The sequence below is a fragment of the Alsobacter sp. P4_H11 genome (assembly GCF_056400925.1).
This window is the reverse complement of sequence record NZ_JBFUKI010000004.1, coordinates 109,377-133,767: the sequence shown is the minus strand read 5'-3', so window position 1 is coordinate 133,767 and position 24,391 is coordinate 109,377. Positions and strand designations below refer to the sequence as shown.

Annotated in this window: 25 protein-coding genes; 11 read left to right on the top strand and 14 right to left on the bottom strand. The window is 68.6% G+C overall.

All coding sequences use genetic code 11. The annotated features are described in order from the left end of the window. Positions 1 to 256 precede the first annotated feature (256 nt). Positions 257 to 1,921, top strand: a complete 1,665-nt coding sequence (locus AC1DSZ_RS08425) for an L-lactate permease (protein ID WP_476837930.1) — start codon at positions 257 to 259, stop codon at positions 1,919 to 1,921. 72 nt (positions 1,922 to 1,993) lie between these two features. Here AC1DSZ_RS08425 and AC1DSZ_RS08420 read toward each other — a convergent pair whose 3' ends face one another. From AC1DSZ_RS08420 to AC1DSZ_RS08380, 9 genes are all read right to left on the bottom strand, one after another. Next, the gene (locus AC1DSZ_RS08420; RefSeq protein ID WP_476837929.1) at positions 1,994 to 2,512 is read right to left on the bottom strand and encodes a DUF2852 domain-containing protein; all 519 of its coding nucleotides are present in this window, start codon (positions 2,510 to 2,512) and stop codon (positions 1,994 to 1,996) included. A 230-nt stretch (positions 2,513 to 2,742) separates the two neighbouring features. Then, the gene (locus AC1DSZ_RS08415; protein WP_476837928.1) at positions 2,743 to 3,378 is read right to left on the bottom strand and encodes a TetR/AcrR family transcriptional regulator; all 636 of its coding nucleotides are present in this window, start codon (positions 3,376 to 3,378) and stop codon (positions 2,743 to 2,745) included. Positions 3,379 to 3,425: 47 nt separating this feature from the next. Next, positions 3,426 to 3,764 (bottom strand): hypothetical protein, encoded by a 339-nt coding sequence (locus AC1DSZ_RS08410; protein ID WP_476837927.1) that lies wholly within the window; start codon positions 3,762 to 3,764, stop codon positions 3,426 to 3,428. 102 nt (positions 3,765 to 3,866) lie between these two features. Beyond that, on the bottom strand, positions 3,867 to 4,559 hold the full coding sequence (locus AC1DSZ_RS08405) for a ribonuclease T2 family protein (protein WP_476837926.1): 693 nt from the start codon (positions 4,557 to 4,559) through the stop codon (positions 3,867 to 3,869). Between the two features lie 81 nt (positions 4,560 to 4,640). Then, positions 4,641 to 5,108, bottom strand: coding sequence for a hypothetical protein (locus tag AC1DSZ_RS08400; protein WP_476837925.1), 468 nt, complete (start codon positions 5,106 to 5,108; stop codon positions 4,641 to 4,643). Positions 5,109 to 5,214: 106 nt separating this feature from the next. Then, entirely contained in the window at positions 5,215 to 5,745 is a 531-nt protein-coding gene (locus tag AC1DSZ_RS08395; RefSeq protein WP_476837924.1) for a winged helix DNA-binding protein, read from the bottom strand. A 202-nt stretch (positions 5,746 to 5,947) separates the two neighbouring features. Next, entirely contained in the window at positions 5,948 to 6,937 is a 990-nt protein-coding gene (locus AC1DSZ_RS08390) for a TRAP transporter substrate-binding protein (RefSeq protein ID WP_476837923.1), read from the bottom strand. Positions 6,938 to 6,960: 23 nt separating this feature from the next. After that, positions 6,961 to 8,277, bottom strand: a complete 1,317-nt coding sequence (locus AC1DSZ_RS08385) for a TRAP transporter large permease (protein ID WP_476837922.1) — start codon at positions 8,275 to 8,277, stop codon at positions 6,961 to 6,963. A gap of 3 nt (positions 8,278 to 8,280) precedes the next feature. Next, positions 8,281 to 8,826, bottom strand: coding sequence for a TRAP transporter small permease (locus tag AC1DSZ_RS08380; RefSeq protein WP_476837921.1), 546 nt, complete (start codon positions 8,824 to 8,826; stop codon positions 8,281 to 8,283). Positions 8,827 to 8,994: 168 nt separating this feature from the next. On the opposite strand from AC1DSZ_RS08380, the gene AC1DSZ_RS08375 reads away from it, so the two are divergent. The 4 genes from AC1DSZ_RS08375 (at position 8,995) to AC1DSZ_RS08360 (ending at position 14,803) form a co-directional block, all read left to right on the top strand. After that, positions 8,995 to 12,690 (top strand): hydantoinase B/oxoprolinase family protein, encoded by a 3,696-nt coding sequence (locus AC1DSZ_RS08375; protein ID WP_476837920.1) that lies wholly within the window; start codon positions 8,995 to 8,997, stop codon positions 12,688 to 12,690. A gap of 97 nt (positions 12,691 to 12,787) precedes the next feature. Continuing rightward, positions 12,788 to 13,360, top strand: coding sequence for a type 1 glutamine amidotransferase domain-containing protein (locus AC1DSZ_RS08370; RefSeq protein WP_476837919.1), 573 nt, complete (start codon positions 12,788 to 12,790; stop codon positions 13,358 to 13,360). A 79-nt stretch (positions 13,361 to 13,439) separates the two neighbouring features. Beyond that, positions 13,440 to 14,315, top strand: coding sequence for a 23S rRNA (adenine(2030)-N(6))-methyltransferase RlmJ (locus tag AC1DSZ_RS08365; RefSeq protein ID WP_476837918.1), 876 nt, complete (start codon positions 13,440 to 13,442; stop codon positions 14,313 to 14,315). Positions 14,316 to 14,584: 269 nt separating this feature from the next. Beyond that, positions 14,585 to 14,803, top strand: a complete 219-nt coding sequence (locus tag AC1DSZ_RS08360) for a cold-shock protein (RefSeq protein ID WP_188519231.1) — start codon at positions 14,585 to 14,587, stop codon at positions 14,801 to 14,803. A 64-nt stretch (positions 14,804 to 14,867) separates the two neighbouring features. Here the strand turns inward: AC1DSZ_RS08360 and AC1DSZ_RS08355 are convergent, their stop codons facing one another. Beyond that, entirely contained in the window at positions 14,868 to 15,500 is a 633-nt protein-coding gene (locus AC1DSZ_RS08355) for an outer membrane protein (protein ID WP_188519232.1), read from the bottom strand. A gap of 258 nt (positions 15,501 to 15,758) precedes the next feature. On the opposite strand from AC1DSZ_RS08355, the gene AC1DSZ_RS08350 reads away from it, so the two are divergent. Further along, the gene (locus AC1DSZ_RS08350; protein ID WP_476837917.1) at positions 15,759 to 16,574 is read left to right on the top strand and encodes a glycosyltransferase family 2 protein; all 816 of its coding nucleotides are present in this window, start codon (positions 15,759 to 15,761) and stop codon (positions 16,572 to 16,574) included. Further along, positions 16,571 to 17,317 (top strand): SDR family oxidoreductase, encoded by a 747-nt coding sequence (locus AC1DSZ_RS08345; protein WP_476837916.1) that lies wholly within the window; start codon positions 16,571 to 16,573, stop codon positions 17,315 to 17,317. Before AC1DSZ_RS08350 ends, AC1DSZ_RS08345 begins: the two co-directional genes overlap by 4 nt. Before the next feature lie 33 nt (positions 17,318 to 17,350). On the opposite strand, the gene pgeF is transcribed toward AC1DSZ_RS08345, so the two are convergent. From pgeF to lgt, 3 genes are read right to left on the bottom strand one after another with little or no spacing between them, the layout of a single operon-like run. Beyond that, positions 17,351 to 18,115, bottom strand: a complete 765-nt coding sequence (gene pgeF, locus AC1DSZ_RS08340; RefSeq protein WP_476837915.1) for a peptidoglycan editing factor PgeF — start codon at positions 18,113 to 18,115, stop codon at positions 17,351 to 17,353. Positions 18,116 to 18,148: 33 nt separating this feature from the next. Next, complete coding sequence (locus AC1DSZ_RS08335) at positions 18,149 to 19,240, bottom strand: class I SAM-dependent methyltransferase (RefSeq protein WP_476837914.1); 1,092 nt, start codon at positions 19,238 to 19,240, stop codon at positions 18,149 to 18,151. Continuing rightward, the gene (gene lgt, locus AC1DSZ_RS08330; protein ID WP_476837913.1) at positions 19,237 to 20,067 is read right to left on the bottom strand and encodes a prolipoprotein diacylglyceryl transferase; all 831 of its coding nucleotides are present in this window, start codon (positions 20,065 to 20,067) and stop codon (positions 19,237 to 19,239) included. The genes AC1DSZ_RS08335 and lgt overlap by 4 nt, the downstream gene beginning before the upstream one ends. A 157-nt stretch (positions 20,068 to 20,224) precedes the next feature. Between lgt and AC1DSZ_RS08325 the strand changes: the two genes are divergently transcribed. The 4 genes from AC1DSZ_RS08325 to AC1DSZ_RS08310 all read left to right on the top strand — a co-directional run bounded on the left by AC1DSZ_RS08325 (position 20,225) and on the right by AC1DSZ_RS08310 (position 23,011). Next, positions 20,225 to 20,500: an accessory factor UbiK family protein gene (locus tag AC1DSZ_RS08325; RefSeq protein ID WP_476837912.1), complete on the top strand. Its 276-nt coding sequence runs from the start codon at positions 20,225 to 20,227 to the stop codon at positions 20,498 to 20,500. A gap of 205 nt (positions 20,501 to 20,705) precedes the next feature. Continuing rightward, positions 20,706 to 21,209, top strand: a complete 504-nt coding sequence (locus AC1DSZ_RS08320) for a type III secretion system chaperone family protein (protein WP_188519238.1) — start codon at positions 20,706 to 20,708, stop codon at positions 21,207 to 21,209. 102 nt (positions 21,210 to 21,311) lie between these two features. Next, complete coding sequence (proC, locus tag AC1DSZ_RS08315) at positions 21,312 to 22,133, top strand: pyrroline-5-carboxylate reductase (RefSeq protein WP_476837911.1); 822 nt, start codon at positions 21,312 to 21,314, stop codon at positions 22,131 to 22,133. 89 nt (positions 22,134 to 22,222) lie between these two features. Next, on the top strand, positions 22,223 to 23,011 hold the full coding sequence (locus tag AC1DSZ_RS08310) for a TetR/AcrR family transcriptional regulator (protein WP_476837910.1): 789 nt from the start codon (positions 22,223 to 22,225) through the stop codon (positions 23,009 to 23,011). Between the two features lie 4 nt (positions 23,012 to 23,015). On the opposite strand, the gene AC1DSZ_RS08305 is transcribed toward AC1DSZ_RS08310, so the two are convergent. Continuing rightward, entirely contained in the window at positions 23,016 to 24,332 is a 1,317-nt protein-coding gene (locus AC1DSZ_RS08305) for an ATP-binding protein (protein ID WP_476838158.1), read from the bottom strand. Positions 24,333 to 24,391: the final 59 nt, after the last annotated feature.

The window sequence follows — 24,391 nt, the reverse complement described above, 5'->3', positions numbered from 1 at the left end:
GAACGCCGGCGCCGTGTCGCGGCCGCATCAGTTTTTCCGCGCGCCCACTCCGGAGCTCTCCGAACCGCTTCGCGGGAGCTTTCCACAGCCAATAAAAAGCCAGCCTGCGGTTGCGGGCTCCTCAAGAAAAGATCGTGTCGAAACTACGGCGGGATAGTGTAGAACGAGGTTATTAAGCGGTTACCGGCCATCCTGCGCCGCCGTGCCGCCAAGAGCCGCCGCGGAGAGCACCGGGCGGGATGAAGTGGGGAGCGCCATGTGGCAGCAAGTCTATAATCCGACCGGGAGCACGGTGCTCTCGACCCTTCTGGCGGCGCTACCTGTGGTGGTGCTGCTCGGCCTCATCGCGTGGGGCAAGGTGGAAGCCTATGTGGCGGCTTTCATCGCGCTCGTGATCGCGCTGCTGGTTGCGATCTTCATTTTCACGATGCCGGCGGGCGTCGCCATCCGGGCCGCGGTGTTCGGCGCCGTCACGGGCCTGTTTCCGATCGGCTGGATCATCCTGAACGTGATCTTCCTCTACCGCCTTACGGTGGAGAAGGGTTGGTTTCAGGTGCTGCAGGGCTCCATCGGCGGCATCACGCCGGACCGGCGCCTGCAGCTGCTGCTGATCGCCTTCTCGTTCGGCGCCTTCTTCGAGGGCGCGTCCGGCTTCGGCACCCCGGTCGCCGTCACCGGCGCCATCCTGATGGGCCTCGGCTTCTCGCCGCTGGCGGCCGCCGGCCTGTCGCTGATCGCCAACACGGCTCCGGTCGCCTATGGCGCGCTCGGCACGCCCATCCAGGGCCTCGCCACCGTGACGGGCCTTGATCCCTATCTGCTGGGCGCGATGGTGGGCCGGCAGCTGCCGTTCTTCTCGCTGATCGTCCCCTTCTGGCTCATCTGGGCCTTCGCGGGCTGGCGCGGCATGATCCAGATCTGGCCCGCCATCCTGGTGTGCGGCGTATCGTTCGCGGTGCCGCAATTCGTGGTGTCGAACTACATCAACCCGTGGGTCGTCGACATCGTCGCCGCCATCGTGTCGATGGTTTGCCTGATCGGCTTCCTGAAGGTCTGGCAGCCGGCCGAGCTCTGGCTCTCGCCCAAGCTCCGCACCCGTGACGACTCGGCCGCCACGGCGCCGCCGGCCGCCGCTGTCGCGATCCCCAATCCGACGCCCGAGCAGGTGCGGATGTCGTGGGTTCCGTGGGCGATCCTGTCCGTGGTGGTCATCATCTGGGGCGGCCAGTGGTTCAAGAACCTGGTCAACCCGATCTTCACCTGGAACTACCCGGTGGAGGGCCTGCACAACATGATCCAGAAGGTGCCTCCGGTGGTGGCGAAGCCCGCCAACGAGGGCGCGGTGTTCGCCTTCACGTACCTGTCCTTCACCGGCACCGGCATCCTGATCGCGGCCATCATCGCCGGCTTCGTGATGAAGTTCACGCCCGGGCAATTGGTGCGGGCCTATGGGCAGACGCTCTGGGTGGTGCGCTACTCGCTGCTGACCATCATGGCCATGCTGGCGATCGGCACCCTCACCCGCTACTCGGGCCTCGACGCTACGCTCGGCCTCGCCTTCGCGGCGACGGGCGTGCTCTACCCCTTCTTCGGCACCCTGCTCGGCTGGCTGGGCGTGGCGCTGACGGGGTCGGACACGGCCTCCAACGTGCTCTTCGGCGGCTTGCAGAAGATCACCGCCGAACAGCTCGGCCTTTCCCCCATCCTGATGGGCGCGGCCAACTCGTCCGGCGGCGTGATGGGCAAGATGATCGACGCCCAGTCGATCGTCGTCGCCTCCACGGCCACCAACTGGTTCGGCCACGAGGGCACGATCCTGCGCTACGTCTTCTGGCACTCCATCGCGCTCGCCTGCCTGGTCGGCGTGCTCGTGATGCTGCAGGCCTATGTGTGGCCCTTCACCGCGATGGTGATACACTAAGCGGCTGACGCCATTCAAAAGCCAGAAGGGCGCGCCTCACCGGCGCGCCCTTTTTTATGAGCCGAGGCCCGATCAGGCCTGCGGCTGCCCGGGAGCCCCGCTGTCCTGCCCGCCGCCCTGCGCGTTGCTCCGGCTCGCCAGGAAGGCGTCGAACTCTTCCTTGTCCTTGGCCCGGCGCAGGCTTTCGAGATGCTCGCCGAAGGCGCGCTGCTCGTCCACGAGCCTCTCGAACTCGGCCTGGAGGCGCGCGATCTCTGCCGCCTTGTAGTCCTCGAACGCCGAGTTGCCGCTGTCGCGCCGCAGCTCATGCCGGCGCCAGCCCGGCCCGCGGCCTTCGCCGCCGCCCCGGCCCTGCCCGCCCCAGCGCATCGCCATCCGGCCCTCGCCGTCGGGCGCGCGGCAGGAGGCGAACCACCAGCCTTCCTTCCATCCCTTGTAGAACAGGATCGCGAGGCCGACTGGCCAGAAGAGCACGAAGCCGGCGATCATGGCGGCGAGTTCGAACGGCCGCCATGCGCCCCGCCCCTCGCGTCCATCCCGGGTCTTCCAGCCGGAGCGACCCTCAAACCCGTAAGCTGCTGAACAGGACATCCTGTCCCTCCCATGTGAATGTAACATGCATTTACATTGGGGGTCTCGGCGGGTGTGTCAAGGGACTGGAACTCAGGACGAGGTCTCTGAGATGCGGGGGGGAACAAGTCTCGAACTCAGGATGAGGCGCGTCGATCCCGAGTGAGGGGCCTGGTGTGCACGGAGAGGGCGCCGATACCGTGCAGCGCAGCAACGATCGCCCGGCCGGCGCGTCAGGCGTTCGAGGGCCTCTAGGCGGAGCCGCGGATCAGCGCTTCGACGCCGCTGACCAGCAGATCCTCCGCCCGGGAGGCGTCTGGCGGGCCGAAGCAGCCGGAGCGCTCCAGCGTGGCGACGCCGTGGCTCATCGCCCAGACCTGCCGGGCGATGCGCTCGGCGTCCACGCCGTCGCTGACGCGCCCTGCCAGCGCGCCCGAAACGCCGCGCAGCAACATCGCATAGGCGTCGCCGCCGGACGGCTCGGCGTCGGGCTCCTCGGAAACGCGCCGCGAGAACATGGCGGCATAGAAGCCGGGCTCCTCCCGGGCAAAGGCCAGGTAGGCCCGGCCCATGGCGGCGAAGCTCGCCTGTGCGTCCGGGCCGGCCGAAAGCGCCCCGGCGAGCCGCTGGGCGAACAGCGCGAATCCCTCGCGGGCAACTTCGGACAACAGCGCCTCGCGGTCGCGGAAGTGGCGATAGGGCGCGGCCGGGCTGACGCCCGCATGCTTGGCCGCATCGGTGAGCGAAAAGCCCTCCGGCCCGCGCACGCCCAGCAGTTCGCGCGCCGCCGCGATCAGGGCCTCGCGCAACTGTCCGTGGTGATAGCCGCGGCGCCGGAACGGCCCGCAGCCTTGGGGCGGCCCGGATGGGCCATGGCGCCAACGCATGCGCCAGCGTTAGCCGATGCGCCCCCGGCGAGCAAACGCTGCGGCGGTCAGGAACGCCCCCGCAGGCACGCATGCGGAGCGAGCCGCGCCGTCGCGATCAGGCCTTTGCGGCCCGGCGCCGAAGCTTGCGGGCATGGCGTGGCGGTCGGCTCCCAGCTCGTGTTGTTGAGCACCATCACGCAGCGGGCGATGCGCGATCCATCAGGCGTGCGCATGCAGATCGTGTCGCCCATCTGGAAATCCTGCCCCTGCGCCCGGCAGGTGCAGGGCGGCAGCGGCGGATCAGGCCCCCATGGCGCAAAGCGGCCCTCCGCCAGGGCGAACCCCGGCGCGGCGGCGGCGGCCGCGATCGCGCAGGCCGCCAGGGCGAGAACGCGCGTGAGCATGCGCCAGCATAACAGCGCCGCCGCGACGCGAAAGGGCGGCGCGAGCCTTCTGCGACACCGTGGAAGCGCGCGATGCGCTTGCTGACGCGATCACGCCATGCTTCAGCGGACGGCCGGCACCTTCATCTCGCGGACCCGGCAGGCCCGGCGGTTGACCTCCGGGCAGGCCACGAACTCGCGCAGGTCCTTGCTGAAGCAGACCCGGATTTCCTGCAGGGTCTCGCGCTTGCAATCGACGCTCATCATGTCGGTGCGCAGGCCGGGGTTTGACGCCACGAAGGCGCGCTCCAGGTCGATCGGCGTCCAGGTCTGGTCCGCCTTCGGCTCCTTGAGGCCGGGCGGAATGGCGAGCCGGTCGCGCGCCGCTTTCACGGCCGCGAAATAGTCGCTGGGGCTCAGGCCCGAGCAGGTCCCGTGCTTGCGCCATTCGTAGCGGGCCAGGCCCTCGTCCGGGAACACGCCCTTGGTCGCCTCTAGGGCGATGCGCGACGGACTGCGCCCGGCCGGCGAGCACTCGCTGGGAAAGCCGCGTTCATATTGCGGCCAAAGCCCATGCACCACGAAGCCGAGGTTGGAGCCGGACTGGCACTGGTCCCGCGCCTTGTCGTCACCGCCGCCTGCGGAGCAGAAGCCGGGCGACCAGGACAGCGCGAGGACGTAGAAGTCGAAATCACCCGCGCTGCCGCCTCGCCGCTCGCCCTGCTGGGCCGAGGCGGCCGACGCAAAGCCGATGGCCAGAACAGCGAACGCCGCCCCGATGAACCCGCGCAAGCTGCGCGCCCTGCTCGAACCCATGGCTGGCTCCAATGACCGAAAGAAACGATTGAACGATGCGCCAACGAAAAAGGGCCGCCCCAACGGACGGCCCTCGGTTGATCAGGGGCGGGCCATCTTGCAGGCCGGCGAGTAGGCCCGTTCGCGGTCGAAGCCTTGCACGCAGTATTCGACGCCCCAGCCGTAGCCGAAGAGGCCGAGGTCCTCGGCCACCGAGTAGTCGATCCTGTGGCGATGGCCGTCGTTCACCACCACGGTGCCGGTGCAGAACAGCCGCGGGATGAAGTCGAGCCCCCACGGCCGGAAGCCCAGCGGCCGCACGGTGTCGAAGGCGACGATCTGCGCCGCGGACGCCCAATAGGTGCTCTCCGTTTCGGAGAAGCGATCCTGGATCTTGCTGAGCACCGCCGGGTCGGCGCAGGCCGGGATGTTTTCCGGATAGGCCTTGTAGGGCAGCGTCCAGCGTTCCGCCGGAATCCGCTCCTCGGCGGCTGCGGGCCCGACGATTGTGGCGGTCGCGACCAGCGCGCCCACCAGGGCCTTCAGGACGTGTCGCATCATTCCGTGCATGGCCGGCTCCGATTGATTTGCTGCACGATGCGAAAGCGTCGCCGTGGGGTCAAGTGCACGGCGGACACGCTCGGCCACAATCTTGACGCGAAATCTCCACCGAAGACTAAAGCGACGCCGCCGAACGCGCCGCCTGGTCGTAATGGCCCGACAGCGCCCGCATGGCGGCGGCGAGTTCCGAGAGGCGTCCCTCCTCGAAGCCGAGCCCCTTGACGGCCTGCACCAGCAGCCCCTCGCGGATCTCGCGGTAGCGGTCGCAGGCCTGCGCGCCGGCCGGCGTGATCGCGACGGTCTTCTCCTTGCCGGCCTTGCCGCTCTTCACCAGCCGCAGGCGCTCCAGCTTCTTCACCGCATAAGTGACGAGGTGCGTGTCCTCGATGTTGAGCACGAGGCAGATGTCGGCCAGCCGCTTGGCCTTGCCGCGATGGTTGACGTTGTGCAGCACCAGAACGTCCAGCGCCGACAGGTCCGGAAAGCCGGCCGCCGCCATGGCGCGCACCATCCAGCGATGGAACGCGTGCGACACCAGGATCAGCCCGAACTCGAACTCCGACAGAGCCGGCAGCGCCCCGGCGGCGAGATGCGCCGAGGACACGATCGGGCCGAGGTCGGACGAAGAGCGCGGGCGTTCGGTCATCGGGTTCGCTGGCTCAACCAGTGGGGCGGTGTGTCTCAACCGTCATCCCCGGCCGAAGCGGCGAAGCCGCGCAGGGGAAGGGGATTCAGGGGCAACGGTCCGGAGACCACGCCCAGTCCCCTGGATCCCCTTCCCGCGCCTGCGGCGCGCCGGGGATGACGGCATAGATGGTGGGCGGCCCCGGGGAGCCGCCCGGCGTTCGTCACATCTTCTTGTAGGCGTCCACCACGGCCTGGCCGTCGGCGCCGGCCTTCTTGATCCAGTCGGCGGTGAGCTGCTCGCCGATCTTCTTGAAGCCTTCGGCCAGCGCCGGGCTCGGGGCCTGCACCTTCATGCCCTTGGCGGTAAGCTGGTCGAGGTACCACTTGGTCTTGTCCTCGGAGAGCTTCCATCCGCGCTCCTGGGCGGCGGCGGCGGCCTTCATGACGACGTCCTGGGTGGGCTTGTCGAGCGCGTCGAAGGCGGCCTTGTTGACGAAGATGAGGTTCTTCGGCAGCCAGGCCTGGGTGTCGTAGAAGTGGTCCAGGCTCTCCCAGACCTTGCTGTCATATCCGGTTGCGCCCGACGACATGAACGAGTTCACGACGCCGGTGGCCAGCGCCTGCGGCAGCTCGGCGGCCTGGATGGTGACCGACTGCGCGCCCACGAGCTCGCCGATGCGCGCCGTGCCGACATTGTAGGAGCGCCACTTCAGCCCCTTCATGTCCTCGACGGCGTTGAGGTCCTTCTTGGCGTAGATGCCCTGCGGCGGCCACGGCACGGCATAGAGGGTGACCAGCCCCTGACTGGCGAGCTTCTTCTCGACGGCCGGGCGGGACGCGTCCCAGAGCTTCTTGGAATCCTTGAAGCTGGATGCGAGGAACGGCACCACGTCGACGCCGAAGATCGGGTCCTCGTTCTCGTGCAGCGACATCAGCACCTCACCGATCTGCGCCTGCCCGGTTGCGACCGCGCGCTTGATCTCGGGCGCCTTGAACAGGGAGGCGTTGGCGTGGATCGTGATCACCAGCTTGCCGCCGCTGCCGCTCTCCACGTCCTTCACGAACTGGGCGAGGTTCTCGGTGTGGAGGTTGTCGATCGGATAGGCGGTGGGCAGGTTCCACTTGGTCTGCGCCATGGCGGGCGCGGCAAATGCCAGCGCGCCGAAGCCGGCGAGGATGGCGGAGATCGCGAAGGTGCGCGGTGTCGTCATGCGGGGTGTCCTCGTTCGGCGGTTCAGTCAGGGAAGGCGAGCTTCGGCAGGTAGAGCACGATCTGCGGAAAGGTCGTGATGATCAATACGGCGACGTTCAGGAGAATAAAGAACGGGAACGCCGCCTTGGCGATCGTCATCGTGTCCTTGCCGCTCATGTTCTGCAGCACGAACAGGTTGAAGCCGACCGGCGGCGTGATCTGCGCCATCTCGACGTGAATGATCAGGTAGACGCCGAACCAGACGAGGTCGAACCCGGCCTGCTTCACCATGGGCAGCACGATCACGGCCGTGAGCACGATCATCGAGATGCCGTCGATGAGGCAGCCCAGGATGATGTACATGCAGGTCAGCGCCAGCACGAGCATGTGCGGCGAGAGCTGCTGGCCCTTCACCCACTCGGCCAGCGCCGCCGGGATGCCGGTGAACGCCATAGCGGCGGTGGTGAAGGCCGCGCCGGCCAGGATCAGCATGATCATGCAGGTGAGGCGGGTGGCGCTCATCACGCTGTCGAAGAAGGCCTCGCGGGTCAGCGTGCCGCTCCACCATGCCAGCCCCAGCGCCCCGGTGACGCCCCAGGCGGCGCATTCGGTGGCGGTCGCGAAGCCCAGGATCAGCGACAGAAACACCACCGCGATCAGCAGCATGCAGGGCAGCAGCTTGGCCGATTGGCGCAACTTTTCCATGAACGGCATGGACGGATCGCGCGGCGGCTGCTTGTCGGGGTTCAGCAGCGCCCAGATGATCACGTAGCCCATGTAGAGGGCCATCACGAGCAGGCCGGGCAGGAAGCCGCCGAGAAAGACCTGCAGCACCGAGACGTTCGCCGTCACGGCGTAGACCACCATCGGGATCGACGGCGGAATCAGCAGGCCAAGCGTGCCCGAGCCCGCGAGCGTACCGAGGCTCATGCGCGCGTCATAGCCGCGCTTCTCGAGTTCCGGCAGCGCGATCTTGCCGATCGTGGCGCAAGTGGCGGCAGAGGAGCCCGACACGGCCGCAAAGATGCCGCAGCCGATGATGTTGGTGTGGATGAGCCGCCCCGGCAGCCACTGCAGCCAGGGCGACAGGCCCCGGAACATCTGCTCGGACAGCCGGGTGCGGAACAGGATCTCGCCCATCCAGATGAACAGCGGCAGCGCCGCCAGCGTCCACGACGCCGAGGCGCTCCACACCGTGGTGGCGAGCACCTGCCCGATCGGCACATTGGTGCTGAGCACCATGGCGAGAAGGCCGACGAGGCCGAGGCCGACCGCGATCCACACCCCGCTCGCCAGGATGACGACCAGGAACCCGAGCAGGATCATCGACAATTCGGGAAGCGGGATGGCTCCGAACATGGCCTACACTCCCCCGCCCGACGCAATGCGCTCGATGAGTTCCTCGGGCGTGGCGGCCGGCTCCTTCTCGTAGGTTGGCCGACGGCCCTGCAGCACCACCACGAGCTCGTCCACGACCCCGATCAACAGGATCGCCAGGCCGGCCACCATGCCGAATTGCGGGATCCAGAGCGGGATCACCACCACGCCTTGCGACATGTCGCCGAAGCGCCAGGAATCGAAGGCCAGACGGCCCGCCTGCCAGGTGAAGTAGCTGATGAACGCGCCCGCGACGCTGAGCGAAATGAGCTCAGCGATCTGCTTGGGTCGCCCGTGGAGCCGCTCCAGCAACAGCCCGACCCGGATCATCTCGCCGCGCTTGAAGGTGTGCGCCAGGCCCAGGAACGCCATCGCGACCAGCGACCAGGCGGCGAAATCGTCGCCAGATGCGACGTTGAGGTTGAACTCGCGCCCCACCGAGAGGAGCATCATGAGAACAAAGATCGCGATCAGGAAGGCCCCGGCCGCATAGCCGGACCAAAGGTAGAGTCGATCCAGCACCATGCGCATGAAGCGTGTCTCCGCGTCTCGTGGGTCGGCCGCAGCGCCGGTCCGGGGCGCCGGGCAGAAACCGTCGCCACATTTCGATCGTATTCGGCCCCGCGACCTTGTCAACGAAACACTGACGATTTATCGATGTTTCTGAGTTGAGGCTCAACCCGCCGCCAGGAGACCGCCATGACCGCCACCCGTTGGGACTTCTGGATCGACCGTGGCGGCACCTTCACGGACGTGATCGGCCGTGACCCGGGAGGCAAGTTGCATGCCCGCAAGCTCCTCTCCGAAAATCCGGAGGCGTATAGCGACGCCGCCGTGCAGGGCATCCGCGATCTCCTGGGTCTCGCGCCCGGCGGCGCGATCCCGAGCGGCGCCATCGGCGACGTCCGGATGGGCACCACAGTGGCGACCAATGCGCTGCTGGAGCGCAAGGGCGAACGCACCCTGCTGGTGACCACCAAGGGCTTCCGGGACGCGCTGCGCATCGGCTACCAGGCGCGCTCGGATATTTTCGCCAAGGAGATCATCAAGCCCGAGCAGCTCTACGCAGAAGTCGTGGAGGTCGCAGAACGCGTGCGCGCCGACGGCGCCGTCGAGCAGGCGCCGGATCTCGCAGCCATCCGGACGGAGCTGGAGGCCGCCAAGGCCGCTGGCTTCAAGGCCGTCGCGGTGGTGTTCATGCACGCCTACCGCTACCCCGAGCACGAGCGGCAGGTAGGAGCGCTCGCGCGCGAACTCGGCTTTCCGCAGGTGTCGGTGAGCCACGAGGTGAGCCCGCTCATCAAGCTGGTCGGACGCGGCGACACCACCGTGGTGGACGCCTATCTCTCGCCCATTCTTGGCCGCTATGTGCGGCAGGTCGCCTCCGAATTGGACGCGGAGCGCTCAGGCGCCCGCCTGATGTTCATGATGTCCTCCGGCGGACTCACGGCCGCCAGCCTCTTCGCCGGCAAGGACGCGATCCTGTCCGGCCCGGCCGGCGGCGTCGTGGCGCTCGCCGAGACCGGCAAGGAGGCGGGCTTCGGCCGCGTCATCGGCTTCGACATGGGCGGCACCTCCACGGACGTCGCGCATTTCGACGGCGAGTACGAGCGCGCCTTCGAGACCGAGGTGGCCGGCGTGCGCATGCGCGCCCCGATGATGCTGATCCACACCGTCGCGGCCGGCGGCGGCTCCATCCTGCATTTCGACGGCGCGCGCTTCCGTGTGGGCCCGGACTCGGCCGGCGCCAATCCGGGGCCGAAATGCTACCGCCGTGGCGGACCGCTCGCCGTCACGGACGCCAACGTCATGCTGGGCAAGCTGCAGCCCGCCTTCTTCCCGAAGATCTTCGGCCCCGGCCAGGACCAGCCGCTCGACGCCGACAGCGTGCGCGCCGCCTTTGCGGAGCTCGCCGCCCAGGTGGGCGACGGCCGTTCGCCCGAGGAGGTCGCGGACGGTTTCGTGCGTATCGCGGTCGCCAACATGGCCGAGGCCATCAAGAAAATCTCGGTGGCGCGCGGCTACGACGTCACCCAATACGCGCTGAACGCCTTCGGCGGCGCGAGCGGCCAGCACGCCTGCCTAGTGGCGGACGCGCTGGCCATGAAGACGGTGCTGATCCACCCCTTCTCGTCGCTGCTCTCGGCTTACGGCATGGGCCTCGCCGACATCCGCGCCACGCGCCAGCAGGCCATCGAGGAGCCCTTCGCGCCGGCAGTGCTGGACACGCTGGCCCGCGAGGCCGAGCGCCTCGGCGCCATCTGCCGCGACGAGGTCGCCGGCCAAGGTGTGCCGGCCGACGCCATCGCGCTGCATGTGCGCGCCCATGTGCGCTACGCCGGCACGGACACCTCGCTCGAGGTTCCGGTGGCGGTGGAAGCGCTCGCCACCCTGGACCGCGAGCCTCCAGGCTCGCATGCCGCAGCCCCGGAAGAGGCGAACCTGGAGGCTCGCGGTCCGGATGGCGCCCTCCTCGCCGCCATGCGCGAGCACTTCCAGGCGGCGCACCGGGCGCGCTTCGGCTTCATTGACGAAACCAAGCCGCTCGTCGTCGAGGCCATCTCGGTGGAGGCGGTGGGCGGCGGCGCCGGCATCGCCGAGACCGAGGAGGCGATCGCGGCCTCTCCCCTCCCCGACCCGATGCAGCGCACCCGCATCTTCAGCGCCGGCGCGCTGCGCGACGCCGCCGTGTACGCCCGCGAGCAACTGGCGCCTGGCCACACCGTGCGCGGCCCCGCGCTGGTCATCGAGCCGCACCAGACCGTGGTGATCGAGGACGGATGGCAGGCCGCCCTCACCGCCAAGGATCATCTGGTCCTCACCCGCGCGGTCGCGCTGCCCAGGCGCACGGCGGTCGGCACCAGCGCCGATCCGGTGATGCTGGAGATCTTCAACAACCTGTTCATGTCCATCGCCGAGCAGATGGGCGTGACGCTGCAGAACACCGCCTATTCGGTGAACATCAAGGAGCGGCTCGACTTCTCCTGCGCGGTGTTCGACCACGAGGGCGCGCTGGTCGCCAACGCGCCGCACATGCCGGTGCATCTCGGCTCCATGGACAAATCGGTCGAGACGATCATCCGCCAGAACGAGGGCCGCATCCGGCCCGGCGACGTCTACATGCTGAACGCCCCGTACAATGGCGGCACGCACCTGCCCGATATCACGGTCTGCACGCCGGTGTTCGACCAGGCGGGCGCCAGGATCCTGTTCTGGGTGGCCTCGCGCGGCCACCACGCCGACGTCGGCGGCGTCGCGCCGGGCTCCATGTCGCCGCTCGCCACCACGATCGAGCAGGAAGGCGTCTACATCGACAACTTCAAGATCGTGGACCAGGGGCGGTTCCGCGAGGCCGACACCGAGGCGCTGCTGCTGGGTGCGACCTACCCGGTCCGCAACGTGGTGCAGAACGTCAACGACCTGAAGGCCCAGATCGCCGCCAACGAGAAGGGCGTGCGCGAGCTCTCCAAGGTCATCGGCGAGTTCGGGCTGGACGTCGTGCAGGCCTATATGGGCCACGTGCAGGACAACGCCGCCGAGAGCGTCCGGCGCGTGCTGGACCGGCTGCGCGACTGTGAGTTCACCTACCCGATGGACCAGGGCTGCGCCATCAAGGTCCGCATCACGGTGGACAAGGCTAAGCGCGAGGCCACGGTCGATTTCACCGGCACCTCGCCCCAGCGCGGCGACAACTTCAACGCCCCCGCGCCGGTGACGCGCGCGGCGGTGCTCTACGTGTTCCGCGTCATGGTGGACGACGACATCCCGATGAACGCCGGCTGCCTGCGGCCGATCCGCATCGTCATTCCGAAGCAATCGATGCTGTCGCCCGAATACCCGGCCGCCGTGGTGGCCGGCAACGTGGAGGTGTCGCAGGCCGTCACGAACTGCCTGTTCGGCGCGCTGGAGGCGATGGCGGCCTCGCAGGGCACCATGAACAACCTCACCTTCGGCAACGACGAGTACCAGTATTACGAGACGATCTGCTCCGGCTCGCCGGCCGGCCCCGGCTTCAACGGCACGCCGGGCGTGCATGTCCACATGACGAACTCGCGCCTCACCGACCCGGAGGTGCTGGAATATCGCTTCCCGGTGCTGCTGGACGACTTCCACATCCGCCTCGGCTCGGGCGGCAAGGGGCGCTGGAACGCCGGTGACGGCACCAGCCGCACCATCCGCTTCCTGCGCCGCATGGAATGCGCGATCCTGTCCAGCCACCGCAAAGTGCGCCCCTTCGGCATGGACGGCGGCGAGGCGGGCGAACTCGGCCGCACCCTGGTGCGCCGCCTCGACGGCCGCATCGACGAGCTCGGCGGCTGCGACCAGACCGTGCTGGAGGCGGGCGAAGCCGTAACGGTGGTGACGCCCACGGGGGGCGGGTTCGGGAAGGCGTGAGTTCGGAGCGGCGCGTCATCGCGCCGCTCTGACGCCCGGAACCACACCACCACGCCTGCGTTTGCCCGGCTCCCAATCACCAACACGGAGCCAAGCCATGACCGATATCGGGCAGGCCAAGATTCTCATCCTCGCCACCGACGGCTTCGAGCAGTCGGAGCTCATGAAGCCTCTGGAGCAGCTGAAGGCGGCCGGCGCGACCGTGCATGTCGCGTCACCCGAGAAGACCATGAAGCCCGGCGAGATCCGCGGCTGGGACCAGACCGACTGGGGCCAGAGCGTGAAGGTCGACAAGCCGCTGTCGCAGGTCAGCGCCAACGATTATGACGCCATCGTGCTGCCGGGCGGCCAGATCAACCCGGACAAGCTGCGCCTCGAGCCGCAGGCCGTGCAGTTGGTGAAGACCTTCTTCGACGCCGGCAAGGTCGTCGCCGCCGTCTGCCACGGTCCCTGGCTGCTGGTCGAGGCCGGCGTCGCCAAGGGCCGCACCGTGACGTCCTGGCCGTCCGTGAAGACGGACCTGATCAACGCCGGCGCGAACTGGGTCGACCAGCAGGTCGTGACCGACAAGGGCCTGATCACCAGCCGCAAGCCCGACGATCTCGACGCCTTCGTGGCCAAGATCATCGAGGAGGTGAAGGAAGGCCGGCACGAGCGCCGCGCCGCCTGAGCCCGCTCAGGGGAGGGCCGCCCCGCCCTCCCCGCTCGGCGATTGTTGACCCGGCGCGCGAAATGCCCCTTGTGGCGGCATGAATTACCGCCACGCCTTCCATGCCGGAAACTTCGCCGACGTGCTCAAGCACGTCGTGCTGGCCCGCATCCTCGTCCACCTCGCCCAAAAGCCCGCCGCATTCCGGGTCATCGACACCCATGCGGGGATCGGCCGTTACGATCTGGCCGGCGTCCAGGCCGGCAAAACGGGCGAATGGCGGGACGGGATCGGCCGGCTGGAAGCCAAGCCGCTGGCCGGCGACGCCGCGCCCCTGATCGAGCCTTACCTGCAGGCCATCCGAGAGGTTCGGGCCTTTCATGGAGAGACCGCCTATCCGGGCTCGCCCCTGATCGCGGCCGCGCTGGCCAGAGCGCAGGACCGGCTCGTGTTCATCGAGAAACACCCCGAGGACGTGCGGCGTCTCACGGAGTCGGTCGGTAAGGACAGGCGCGCCAAGGTCATCGAACTCGATGGCTGGACGGCGCTGAACGCCTACGTTCCGCCGCCGGAAAAGCGGGGCCTGGTGCTGATCGACCCGCCGTTCGAGGAGCCGGGCGAGTTCGACCGCATGGCGGACCGGCTCGCGAAAGCGTGGAGCAAATGGCGAACCGGGATCTACATGGCCTGGTTTCCGGTGAAGGACGCGGCCGAGCGCGACGCTTTCTATGACGCGCTGCAGGCGAGCGGCGTCCCAAAGATCCTCCGCATCGAGCTCTTGCGCGAGCCCATCGCCCGCACGGGCGACATGCTGGCCGGCAGCGGCATGGTCATCTTCAATCCGCCATGGACGCTGCTCGACGAGATGCAGGTGCTGGGCCCGGCCCTGACGCAGGTTCTTGCCCGCAAAGGCTCAGGTCTGTTTCGCTGCGATTGGCTGGTGGACGAGACCTCGCGCACTGATCCGATGGATTAGGCCGAACGATCACGTATTCGCTGACGAGCGGTCACTAATCCGCCTTTCGCCATAGGTCATCAGAACTGTTTAACACGGCTGTGTACTTGAACCGTGCGGCGGTTTCGAGGACAGTTTGGTTAATACGTGCTGAGCGGGCGATGAGTGCTGTCTAGCTCCATGGGTCGAACCTCGGGCAATGCGGTTCGACCCTGGATTCGTGTTCCCTCGGGCGCGAGTGGTTCGTTGCGCGGTGCGCGCAGGCCGGCCCGACACGGGAGCTGACGGTGATGACGCAACAGGGCGTGGTGAAATTCTTCAATTCCGAAAAGGGCTACGGCTTCATCAAGCCGGACGACGGGGGTCGGGACATTTTCGTCCATGTCACGGCGGTGTCGCAATCGGGCCTGCCGGCGCTCGACCAGGGGCAGAAGGTCGCGTTCGAGATCGAGCCCGACAAGAAGGGCAAGGGCCCGAAGGCCGTGAACCTGGTCGTGCTGGACGCCTGACGCACGCCGACGAAAAAGGCCCGGCGCGGAGCCGGGCCTCGATCGCGGTCTCGACCAGCGAGGGCTAGAACTTGTAGTTCGCGCCGGCGCGGATCACGTTGATGCTGTTTTCCACCTTCACGGGGCCGAGCAGCGGCGACGGATAGGTCGCATCGCCGAGGCCGTAGTGCAGGTATTCGGCGCGCACCGTGACGTTCGGGCTCATCATCATCTCGGCGCCGGCGCCGACCGCATAGCCCGCATGGGTGCCGTCGCTCTTGCCGCCGATGCCCTTGATCTCGGTGGTCGCCATCGCGACGCCGCCGGTGACGTAGGGCAGCACGTTGCCGACCGCGTAGCCGACACGGGCGCGGGCGCTGCCGAGCCACTTCTGACGCGTCTTGTCCGTGTAGCTGTTGTTGCGGATCCCCGACGCGCTTAGGTCAGCCTCGACGCCGGCGACGAAGTTGTTCATCTGGAGATTGTAGCCAACCTGGCCGCCCGCAACCAAGCCGGACGTGTTGGTCGGGCCGGCCTTGCCGAAGCCGCCGCCGGCGTGAACGCCCGCGTAAAGGCCCTGCCAGGTGGGGACGGGAGCCGCATAGCCCGTGGCCACATAGGGGTCGCGCCGGCTCGGAAGGTCCGCGGCCTGCGCGCGGCCGGTGGCCGCAAGGGCCAGCAACATGGCGACCGGAACGATCGTGCGTGAAACCGACATCATACTCATCCTCTGCTCGCGGTCGGCGTTGCGACCGGCTTGAACGAAGGCAATAGACTTGATGATCGGTAATGTTAATCGAAGCTGAGTTTCAGGGTGTATATTCGATGAAGGCGGAAGTACTTCATTAACCCTCCGGTAGCACACATGAAGCATTCCTTAACGTAAACACTTCCTGAACGTATGTGGCCCGGTTGTGGCGCCGCCGCCGCGCCGCCACGATCCCTCCAGGCGAGGCCTTGTTCAAGGTCGTCGGACATGGCACTCCCAACCGCCATGACAGCCGCCAAGCCCCCTTTGTCCGTCTTCGTGATCGCGAAAAACGAGGCCGACCGCATCGCCCGGACGATCGAGGCCGTGCGGACGATCAGCGACGACGTGATCGTGATCGACAGCGGCTCGACAGACGACACCCTTGCGGTGGCGGCCCGCAGCGGCGCGCGCGTAGTGGAGCACGCCTTCGAGGGCTACGGCCTCCAGAAGCGTTTCGGCGAGACGCTGTGCCGCCACGACTGGATGCTGAACGTCGACGCCGACGAGGTCGTCCCGCCCGATCTCGCCGAAGAGATCCGGGCGCTTTTCGCCACGGGAGAACCGGAGGCGGACGCCTACAAGATCCGCATCGCCGAGATCTTCCCGGGCGAGGGCGCGCCGCATCGCTTCGCCTATGCGCTCGCGCCGGTGCGGCTCTATCGCAAGGCCAAGGGAACCTACAATCCATCGCCGGTGCATGACCGCGTGGATCTCGTCCCTGACGCCCGGGTGGCCAAGCTGCGCGGCACGATCCACCATTTCTCGGTGCGTTCGCTGGGCGACCAGATGGCCAAGCTGAACCGCTACACGGATGCGCTCGTAGATGATCTGGCGGCCCGGGGCGAAACCATCAGCATGGTGAGGCTGGTGCTGGAGTTTCCGGCCAACTTCATCAAGGCCTATTTCGGCCGCCGCCATTTCCTGCGGGGAGCCTATGGTTTCATGACGGCCATGAACTTCGCCTTCTACCGCTACCTGCGCGTGGCAAAGCACATCGAGATGCGCCAGCGCGTGAAGGCCCGGAAGGACGGTCGCCTTTGAGCAGGCCCGTCGCGCTGGTCACCGGCGGGGCCAAGCGCATCGGCGCCGCCATCGTGCGCCGGCTGGCGGAAGCCGGATATGACGTCGCCATCCATTGCGGCCGGTCCCGCGAGGAAGCGGACGCGCTCGCGGCCGATCTCGGCGGCGCCGGCGCGCGCGCGGCGGTGTTGCAGGCCAATCTGGCCGATCTGGCCGAGGTCGCGGGCATCATACCCGCCGCGAATGCGGCGCTCGGGCCCGTGAGCCTCCTCGTCAACAGCGCCTCGCGTTTCGACGACGACGCGCTTGGCGAGCTCGAAGCGGCGATCTGGGACGTTCACTTCGCCGTCAACCTGCGCGCCCCGGTCTTCCTGGCCGAAGCCTTCGCCAGGCAGGCCCCGCACGACGCCGACCCTTCGGTGGTGAACCTGCTGGACCAGCGGGTGCTGCGGCCGAACCCGAGCTTCTTCTCCTACTCGCTCACCAAGTCCGCGCTGCACGTCGCCACCACCACGATGGCGCAGGCGCTTGCGCCGCGGATCCGGGTGAACGGCGTGGCGCCCGGCCCGACGCTAGCCAACGTGCATGATGGCGACAAGGGGCTGGAGCGCGAGATCGCGGGGGTGCCGCTCCAACATGGCGTCGACCCGGCCGAGATCGCCGAAGCGGTGCTGTATCTCGCCCGCGCCCGCAGCGTCACGGGCCAGACGCTCGCGGTGGACGCCGGCCAGCACCTGGGGTGGCGCACCCCCGATTTCGGGTGAGGCGCGCCACGGCCTTGACGGGACCGCTTCGGCTCATCCTTCCAGAACGATCGCCGAAATCAGCCGGCCGTAGTCAGGCTCGCCGCGATGCGTCGTGCGGCGGTAGCTAAAGAAGCGCTCTTCATCCGCATAGGTGCAGAGCTTCAGGTCGACGAAACGCCCCACCCCGGCGGCGGCCATGCGGCTCGCGATATAGGCCGGCAGGTCGAACATCGCGTGCTCGGGCTTGCCGCTCGGCGCGAAGAAGCGGGAATTGGCGGGGCTCTGCGCCGTGAAACGGGCGACGAACTCCGGACCGACCTCATAGGCGGCGGCCGAGATCATTGGGCCTAGCACCGCCGTGATGCGCTCACGCTGCGCGCCCAGTTCCTCCATGCGGGCGAGCGTCGACTCCAGCACGCCCGTGAACGCGCCTTTCCAGCCTGAATGGCAGCCGCCCACGACCCGCGCTTCCGGGTCGGCGAAGAGCACGGGTCCACAATCGGCCGTCGAGATCGCCAGCGCGACGCCCGGACGATTGGTGACGAGCCCGTCGGCTTTCGGTCGCTCGGCCGGCCACGGCCCATCCGCCACCACCACGTCCGGCGAGTGCACCTGATGCACGTTCACGAGATTATCCGGCCGGACGCCCAGCGCCTCCGCCATGCGCCGCCGGTTCTCGGCCAGCGCGGCCTTGTCGTCGTCGGATCCGAGGCCGCCATTCAGGCTCGTGTAGATGCCATCCGAAACGCCGCCCTGCCGGGTGAAGAAGGCGTGGCGGATGCCGGGCGACGCAAGCGCGGGGGCGGTGATCATCATGGGGGTCAGGTTCCGATTCGAACGGCGCAAGGCTCAGGCCGGCGCCGCCCCGGTGTCAAATCCGGCGAGTGGTCCCAGCCGTGGATCCGCGACAGCCAGAACCTTGAACAACTCGCCCATGCCGGCGCCCCCTCCCGCCAACCGATCCACGGCCGCGTCGATCCCGGCCGCTGTCTCGGCCGAGGCGTGCCGCCGCAGGGCTTCGGCGCGGGCCGAAAGGCCGAGCGAGCGCAGGAAAGCGCCCTGCGTGACAGGGCCATGAACGGACGCCCCGCTCTGCGCGGCGATACGCCCGAGCGCGGCGAAATCCACATGGGCGGTGACGTCGGCCTCACCGGGCTCCGAGAGCGCATCCACGAAGGCGTGGCGCCGCACCGCCTGGAGCGTCTCGCCCGTTTGGGTGCGGGCATGGCCGTAGTCAATCGCCAGCACCGCCCCACCCTGTTGCGCGACGCGGCTTGCCAGCGTCCGCATCACGGCGGCGCCCTCCTCGGCGATCTCCAGAATGGCCCCGAGCGGCCCGGCCACGCCGGCCAGCGACGGCGCCGGCTCCGGGGCCAGCCCGAAGGCGAGCCCGCCCCCCTCGCCAAGGCCAACGAGCCGCTCGCGCCAGCCATCGGGAGCGCGCACGAATTGCCGGATCGGCAGGGCGTCGAAGAATTCGTTGGCGACGACCAGCGCGGGCGCCTCCGGGACGGTCTCGACGCGTTCGTGCCAGGTTGCCGTTATGCCGCCCGCCTCCAGGGTCGCGCGCTGAGTGTTCCGCAGCGCCGGGCTCATCTCGACCAGGTGGATGTCCAGCGCCGCCCGGAACGGCGGCAACGCGCGAGCGGCGCGCGCCGCGTCGGCGATCAACGTGCCTCGGCCCGGGCCGAGCTCCACGAGGCGCACGACCCCGGGCGCGCCCATGCGGCTCCAGGTGTCAGCGCACCACAGCCCGATCAGCTCGCCGAACATCTGCGAGACCTCGGGCGCGGTCACGAAATCGCCCGCCGCCCCGAACGGGTCGCGCGTCATGTAGTAGCCATGGCGCGGGTCGCCGAGGCAGAGCGCCATGAAGCGCGCCACGCTGACGGGGCCCTCCGAGGCGACCAGCGCGGCGATCTCGCGGCCGAGCGGCGTCACGGGGCCGCCGGCTCCAGCGCCGGCCGGCGCAGCGCGTTGATCAGCAGCGCAAGGCCGGCCAGCAGCATCGGGGTGGAGAGCACCATCCCCATGGTCAGCACCGAATTGATGACCTCGCTATCATCCGGCTGACGGAAGAACTCGCAAAAGCTGCGCGCCAGCGCGTACCCGATGGCGAACACGCCGGCGAGCAACCCGGGCCGGCGGAAGCCCGTGCGCCGCGCCACGACCCCAACCACGATCAGCAGCAGGACGCCTTCGGTAAGGGCTTCATAGATCTGGCTCGGGTGCCGCGGCAGGTCGTCGGCGCGCGGGAAGATGAACGCCCAGGGCACGTCGGTGGGACGTCCCCAGAGCTCCTGGTTGATGAAGTTGGCCATGCGGCCGAAGAAGAGCCCGATCGGGGCCACCACGGCGAAGAGGTCCAGCACCGTGAGCGTCGACAACCCCCGCCGGTAGGCGAACAGCGCGATCGCCACGAGCACGCCGATCAAGCCGCCGTGAAACGCCATGCCGCCGCGCCACACCTGCAGGATCTCCAGCGGGTTCTGGCGATAGTAGTCGAACCCGTAGAACAGCACGTGGCCGATGCGCCCGCCGAGCACGACGCCGAGCGCCGCGTACACCAGGAGGTCGTCCAGATCGGTCACGCTCGGCCGTTTCTGGCTCGGCGCCCAGAGGCCGTCCGTCTCGCACAGCTTGCGCATGACGAGCCAGCCGAGAACCAGCCCGGCCACATAGGCGAGCGCATACCAGCGGATCGCCAGCGGGCCGACGCTGATCACCACCGGGTCGATCACCGGAAACGGTATCGCAAAGAGGGGCATCGTCGGCTCCGGACGCGGCATGGCCGCGGGCCGCCTGAATGGGGCCCTGCGGGCGGGTGGTCAAGGGCGGCGCGCTGCTGCAACGCGTCCGGCCCCGTGCTATGGAGCCGCAACGCGCGGCCGCCCATCGGGGCGGAGCCAGCCAGAGGAGCACAGCATGGCCCAGAACCGCATCTTGGACGACATGGCTCGCCTGTTCACGGACGCGGCCGGAATGGCGCAGGGCGTGCGCCGCGAGGCCGAGGGCGTCGTGAAGGCGCAGTTCGAGCGCATGATCCGCGACATGGACGTCGTCACCCGCGAGGAGTTCGAGGCCGTTCGCGAGATGGCCATCCTGGCCCGGGACGAGAACGAGCGGCTGGCTGCCCGCATGGCCGCGCTGGAAGCCAAACTGGACGGCGCCGCCAGCGGAGACGCGGCCGCGGAGCTCTGAAAACGGGCCTCCCCGGCTCATCGGTTGTGGACGGAGAGGCGCCGCGAATTGCGCCGCGGCGCCGAATCCATGACGGTCCAACTCGCTCGTTGTGCGGCGTGACTCGCGCGCTGTATCGTCGAGACGAGAGGTGATTCGCCGCGTGAATCCAGAGAGTTGCTAAGACTCTCTTATTGCGGTCGAAACGCCCCAACCGGGGAACGGCATGTCCGCCATGGAAATCGAGATCGTCGAACGCAACGAGCATCCGCTCGATATCGTGGAGCGACTCGCGAGCGTGCACGACTGGTCGTTCGATCGCGCCGACGTCAACGAGATCTCGGTTGCGGTGGCGGGCTCCTGGGGCGATTACCAGATCGCGTTCACGTGGCTGGACGAGCTGGAGGCGCTGCACATCGCCTGCGCGTTCGATCTCAAGATCCCGCCCCGGCGTCGCGCCGACATGCTCGAACTCGTGTCGCTGATCAACGAGCAGCTCTGGGTCGGACATTTCGACCTCTGGCCCAGCGAGGACGTGGTGATGTTCCGCCACTCGCTGCTGCTGGCCGGCGGCGCCGAGCCGAACGGCCGCCAGTGCGAGACGCTGCTGAAGGTCGCCACCCAGGCTTGCGACCGCTACTACCAGTCCTTCCAGTTCGTGCTGTGGGCGGGCAAATCCCCGCGCGAGGCCATGGAAGGCGCGATGTTCGAGACCGTCGGCCACGCCTGACCGCAATGACCGCCGGTCCGACCGGGCCACTCGACAGACCTCCGACGCTTCGGCGATAACGGTAGGCCGCCTGCGTCGGGCGGTCGCACCGAGGTCGCCGCCATGTCCGCCACCCTGCCCTCGTCCCTTGTTCTCGTCGGTTGCGGCAAGATGGGCGGCGCCATGCTGGAAGGCTGGCTCCGTGGCGGCCTCTCGGGCGACCGCGTCACCGTGATCGACCCGCACGCCAATATGGGCCTTGTCGCCTTCTGCGAGCGGCACGACGTGACCCTCAACCCGCCCGCCTCCCAGGTCGAGACGCCCGAAGTGCTGGTGCTGGGCATCAAGCCCCAGATGCTCGAGCAGGCGGCGCCCGAGATCGCGCATCTGGCCGGCGTCGACACGCTCGTGATTTCCATTCTGGCCGGCAAGACGCTCGGCGACCTGATGTCGCGCCTGCCGGCCGCCAAGGCGGTCATTCGCGCCATGCCGAACCTCCCGGCGTCGGTGGGACGGGGCGTCACCGGGTGCGCGGGCAGCCCCGAGGTCAGCGACCGGCAACGCGAGGTCGCCAACGCCTTGCTGCGCGGTGTCGGCCACGTTGAATGGGTCGAAAGCGAAGACCTCATCGACGCCGTCACGGCCGTCTCCGGCTCGGGCCCCGCCTATGTGTTCTACCTCGTCGAATGCCTCGCCAATGCGGGCGCCGCCCAGGGCCTGCCGCCCGACCTCGCCGAGCGCCTCGCCCGCGCCACCGTGGAGGGGGCCGGCGAACTGCTGCACCGCTCCGACCTTCCTCCCTCGACCCTGCGCGAGAACGTCACCTCTCCGGGCGGCACCACGGCGGCGGCGCTCTCCGTGCTGATGGCCGGCGACGGCCTGGAGCCGCTGATGCGCGACGCCGTCGCGGCCGCCCGCAAACGCGCCGAGGAGCTGAGCGGCTGACGCCTGCGCGCCTGCGTCCCTTGGACGGCGAGCCCCCGCGCCCTACCTAGAGGGGGTGACCAGAACAGCAGCTTGATCCGGAGAGCCCCATGGCCAGGCAGCCCAATCGCAAGACCGACCCGACCGCGACGGCGGACGCCGCCGCGACGACGTCCGGAACCGCAGGCGCCCCGCCCTCCGGCGGCTCGCCGCGCGACCGCATCGTCGACGCCCTGATGGCGCTCGCCGCCGAGCGCGACTGGGACGAAATCGAGATCCGCCACATCGCCGAACGCGCCGGCGTGAGCCTGTCGGAGTTCCGCGACGCCTTTCCGTCCAAGGGCGCGGTGCTGGGCGGCTTGTCGCGCCGCATCGACAAGATCGTGCTGGACGGAACCAGCGAGGACCTGGACGGCGAAGGCGCGCGCGAGCGCGTGTTCGACGTGATGATGCGGCGCCTCGACGCGATGGCGCCGTACCGCGAGGCCCTGCGGCGGATTTCGCCCGCCATGCGGCGCGATCCCTTGTCGCTCGCCGCCATGAACCAGCTGGCGTCCAACTCCATGCGCTTCATGCTGGCCGCCGCCGGCGTCGACACCAGCGACCAGCTCGGCCCCGTGAAGGTGCAGGGCGCGGTGCTGGTCTGGGCCCGCGTGCTCGACACTTGGCTCCACGACGACGACCCGGGCCTCGCCCGCACGATGGCGACCCTCGACAAGGAGCTCGCCCGCGGCGGCCGCTTCCTCCAGGGGCTCGGCGACTTGTGCCGCGTCACCGCCCCGTTCCGGGCCTTCTTCGATCGCGCCGCCCGCAGCGGCCGTGACTTCCGCGAGCGTCGCCGTGCGCCGCGCGATGAGGAAGAGTATCCCGGCGACGAAGCCGGCGCGGCCGCGATCTGAGCGCCTAGACCGGCACCCGCACGACGGCCCGCAAGCCGCCCAGCGGGCTCTCCGCGAGCGCGACGTCGCCGCCGTGCGAGCGGGCGATGTCGCGCGCGATCGCCAAGCCGAGGCCGGTGCCGCCCTCATCCACGTTGCGGGCTTCATCGAGCCGCACGAAGGGCTTGAACACCTCGTCCCGCTGATCAGCCGGCACGCCGGGCCCATCGTCGTCCACCATGACGGTGAGCCAGCGGGGGTCGCGCGTCGCCGTGATGGCGATGCGGTCGCCATGCCGCACGGCGTTGTTGACGAGGTTCGCGATGCAGCGCTTGAAGGCGTCGGGCCGCACGGTCGCGACCGGGTCGCCGCTCACCACCACGTCCGTGGCGTGGCCCTGTCGCTCGGCGTCGGCCTTCAGCTCTTCCAGCAGCGCGCCCATGTCGGTGGGGGAAGATTGCTCGCCGGCGTCGCCGCGCGCGAAGGCGAGGTAGGCCTCCAGCATGCGGCTCATCTCGTCGACGTCCTTCTTGAGGGCGTCGAGCTCCGGCGCGTCCTCGTCCATGAGGGCGAGCGACAGCTTGAACCGCGTCAGGATGGTGCGCAGGTCGTGGCTGACGCCATTCAGCATGGCGGTGCGCTGCTCCATCGCGCGCTCGATGCGCCGCCGCATTTCGATAAAGGCGTGGCCAGCCTGCCGGACCTCGCGGGCGCCGCGAGGATGGAAGTCCGTGTCCCGCCCCTTGCCGAAGCTCTCGGCCGCGGCCGCGAGCTTCAGGATGGGCCGGATCTGATTGCGCAAGAACGCCACCGCGATGCTGAGCAGCACGAAGGAGGTGCCGAGCATCCACATCAGGAAGATGTGCGAGTTCGACGCATAGGCCTGCGACCGCCGGGTCAGGACGCGCAGCGTGCCCTTTTCAAGCTGGATCCGGACCTCGATGATGTTGGAGCGCCCGACGGTGTCAATCCAATAGGGCCGGCCGATCTGCGTTCGGATCTCGCGCGAGAGCGTGCTGTCCAGGATGGAAAAGAACGGCTTGGGCGCGGGCGGCGGCAACGGGCCGGCCGGCAGCATCTCGACATCCAGCCCCAGCCGATCGCTCGCAATGCGGCTCAGCGTTTCGTAGTCCTTGTCCTGCGGATAGCTCTCGGCGACGTCGATCAGCGCCGCGATGTCTTGCGTGACGGCCGCCGAGAGCCGGCGCGTCACGGTCTGCCAGTGCCGCTCCATGAACGCGTAGGCGAGCACGGACTGGAGGATCACCATCGGGGCGATGATGATGATCAACGCGCGGGCGAAAAGGCCCTTGGGCATGCGCTTGCCCACCCACCGGGCCATACGGCGCCAGATGGCTGCGGGCGGCCGCAAGACCGGGCTATTCTGGATGCCGCTGCTCA

Bases quoted from the DNA above. Each gene is read 5' to 3' on its own strand.
- AC1DSZ_RS08320 (WP_188519238.1), top strand. From the start codon at position 20,706: ATGTCCGCCATGGAAATCGAGATCGTCGAACGCAACGAGCATCCGCTC.
- proC (WP_476837911.1), top strand. From the start codon at position 21,312: ATGTCCGCCACCCTGCCCTCGTCCCTTGTTCTCGTCGGTTGCGGCAAG.
- AC1DSZ_RS08425 (WP_476837930.1), top strand. From the start codon at position 257: ATGTGGCAGCAAGTCTATAATCCGACCGGGAGCACGGTGCTCTCGACC.
- AC1DSZ_RS08395 (WP_476837924.1), bottom strand. From the start codon at position 5,745: ATGACCGAACGCCCGCGCTCTTCGTCCGACCTCGGCCCGATCGTGTCC.
- AC1DSZ_RS08400 (WP_476837925.1), bottom strand. From the start codon at position 5,108: ATGCACGGAATGATGCGACACGTCCTGAAGGCCCTGGTGGGCGCGCTG.
- AC1DSZ_RS08385 (WP_476837922.1), bottom strand. From the start codon at position 8,277: ATGTTCGGAGCCATCCCGCTTCCCGAATTGTCGATGATCCTGCTCGGG.
- AC1DSZ_RS08405 (WP_476837926.1), bottom strand. From the start codon at position 4,559: ATGGGTTCGAGCAGGGCGCGCAGCTTGCGCGGGTTCATCGGGGCGGCG.
- AC1DSZ_RS08325 (WP_476837912.1), top strand. From the start codon at position 20,225: ATGGCCCAGAACCGCATCTTGGACGACATGGCTCGCCTGTTCACGGAC.
- AC1DSZ_RS08390 (WP_476837923.1), bottom strand. From the start codon at position 6,937: ATGACGACACCGCGCACCTTCGCGATCTCCGCCATCCTCGCCGGCTTC.
- AC1DSZ_RS08305 (WP_476838158.1), bottom strand. From the start codon at position 24,332: ATGGCCCGGTGGGTGGGCAAGCGCATGCCCAAGGGCCTTTTCGCCCGC.
- AC1DSZ_RS08365 (WP_476837918.1), top strand. From the start codon at position 13,440: ATGAATTACCGCCACGCCTTCCATGCCGGAAACTTCGCCGACGTGCTC.
- AC1DSZ_RS08350 (WP_476837917.1), top strand. From the start codon at position 15,759: ATGGCACTCCCAACCGCCATGACAGCCGCCAAGCCCCCTTTGTCCGTC.
- AC1DSZ_RS08410 (WP_476837927.1), bottom strand. From the start codon at position 3,764: ATGCTCACGCGCGTTCTCGCCCTGGCGGCCTGCGCGATCGCGGCCGCC.
- AC1DSZ_RS08415 (WP_476837928.1), bottom strand. From the start codon at position 3,378: ATGCGTTGGCGCCATGGCCCATCCGGGCCGCCCCAAGGCTGCGGGCCG.
- AC1DSZ_RS08355 (WP_188519232.1), bottom strand. From the start codon at position 15,500: ATGTCGGTTTCACGCACGATCGTTCCGGTCGCCATGTTGCTGGCCCTT.
- pgeF (WP_476837915.1), bottom strand. From the start codon at position 18,115: ATGATGATCACCGCCCCCGCGCTTGCGTCGCCCGGCATCCGCCACGCC.
- AC1DSZ_RS08420 (WP_476837929.1), bottom strand. From the start codon at position 2,512: ATGTCCTGTTCAGCAGCTTACGGGTTTGAGGGTCGCTCCGGCTGGAAG.
- AC1DSZ_RS08370 (WP_476837919.1), top strand. From the start codon at position 12,788: ATGACCGATATCGGGCAGGCCAAGATTCTCATCCTCGCCACCGACGGC.
- AC1DSZ_RS08310 (WP_476837910.1), top strand. From the start codon at position 22,223: ATGGCCAGGCAGCCCAATCGCAAGACCGACCCGACCGCGACGGCGGAC.
- AC1DSZ_RS08375 (WP_476837920.1), top strand. From the start codon at position 8,995: ATGACCGCCACCCGTTGGGACTTCTGGATCGACCGTGGCGGCACCTTC.
- AC1DSZ_RS08360 (WP_188519231.1), top strand. From the start codon at position 14,585: ATGACGCAACAGGGCGTGGTGAAATTCTTCAATTCCGAAAAGGGCTAC.
- lgt (WP_476837913.1), bottom strand. From the start codon at position 20,067: ATGCCCCTCTTTGCGATACCGTTTCCGGTGATCGACCCGGTGGTGATC.
- AC1DSZ_RS08380 (WP_476837921.1), bottom strand. From the start codon at position 8,826: ATGCGCATGGTGCTGGATCGACTCTACCTTTGGTCCGGCTATGCGGCC.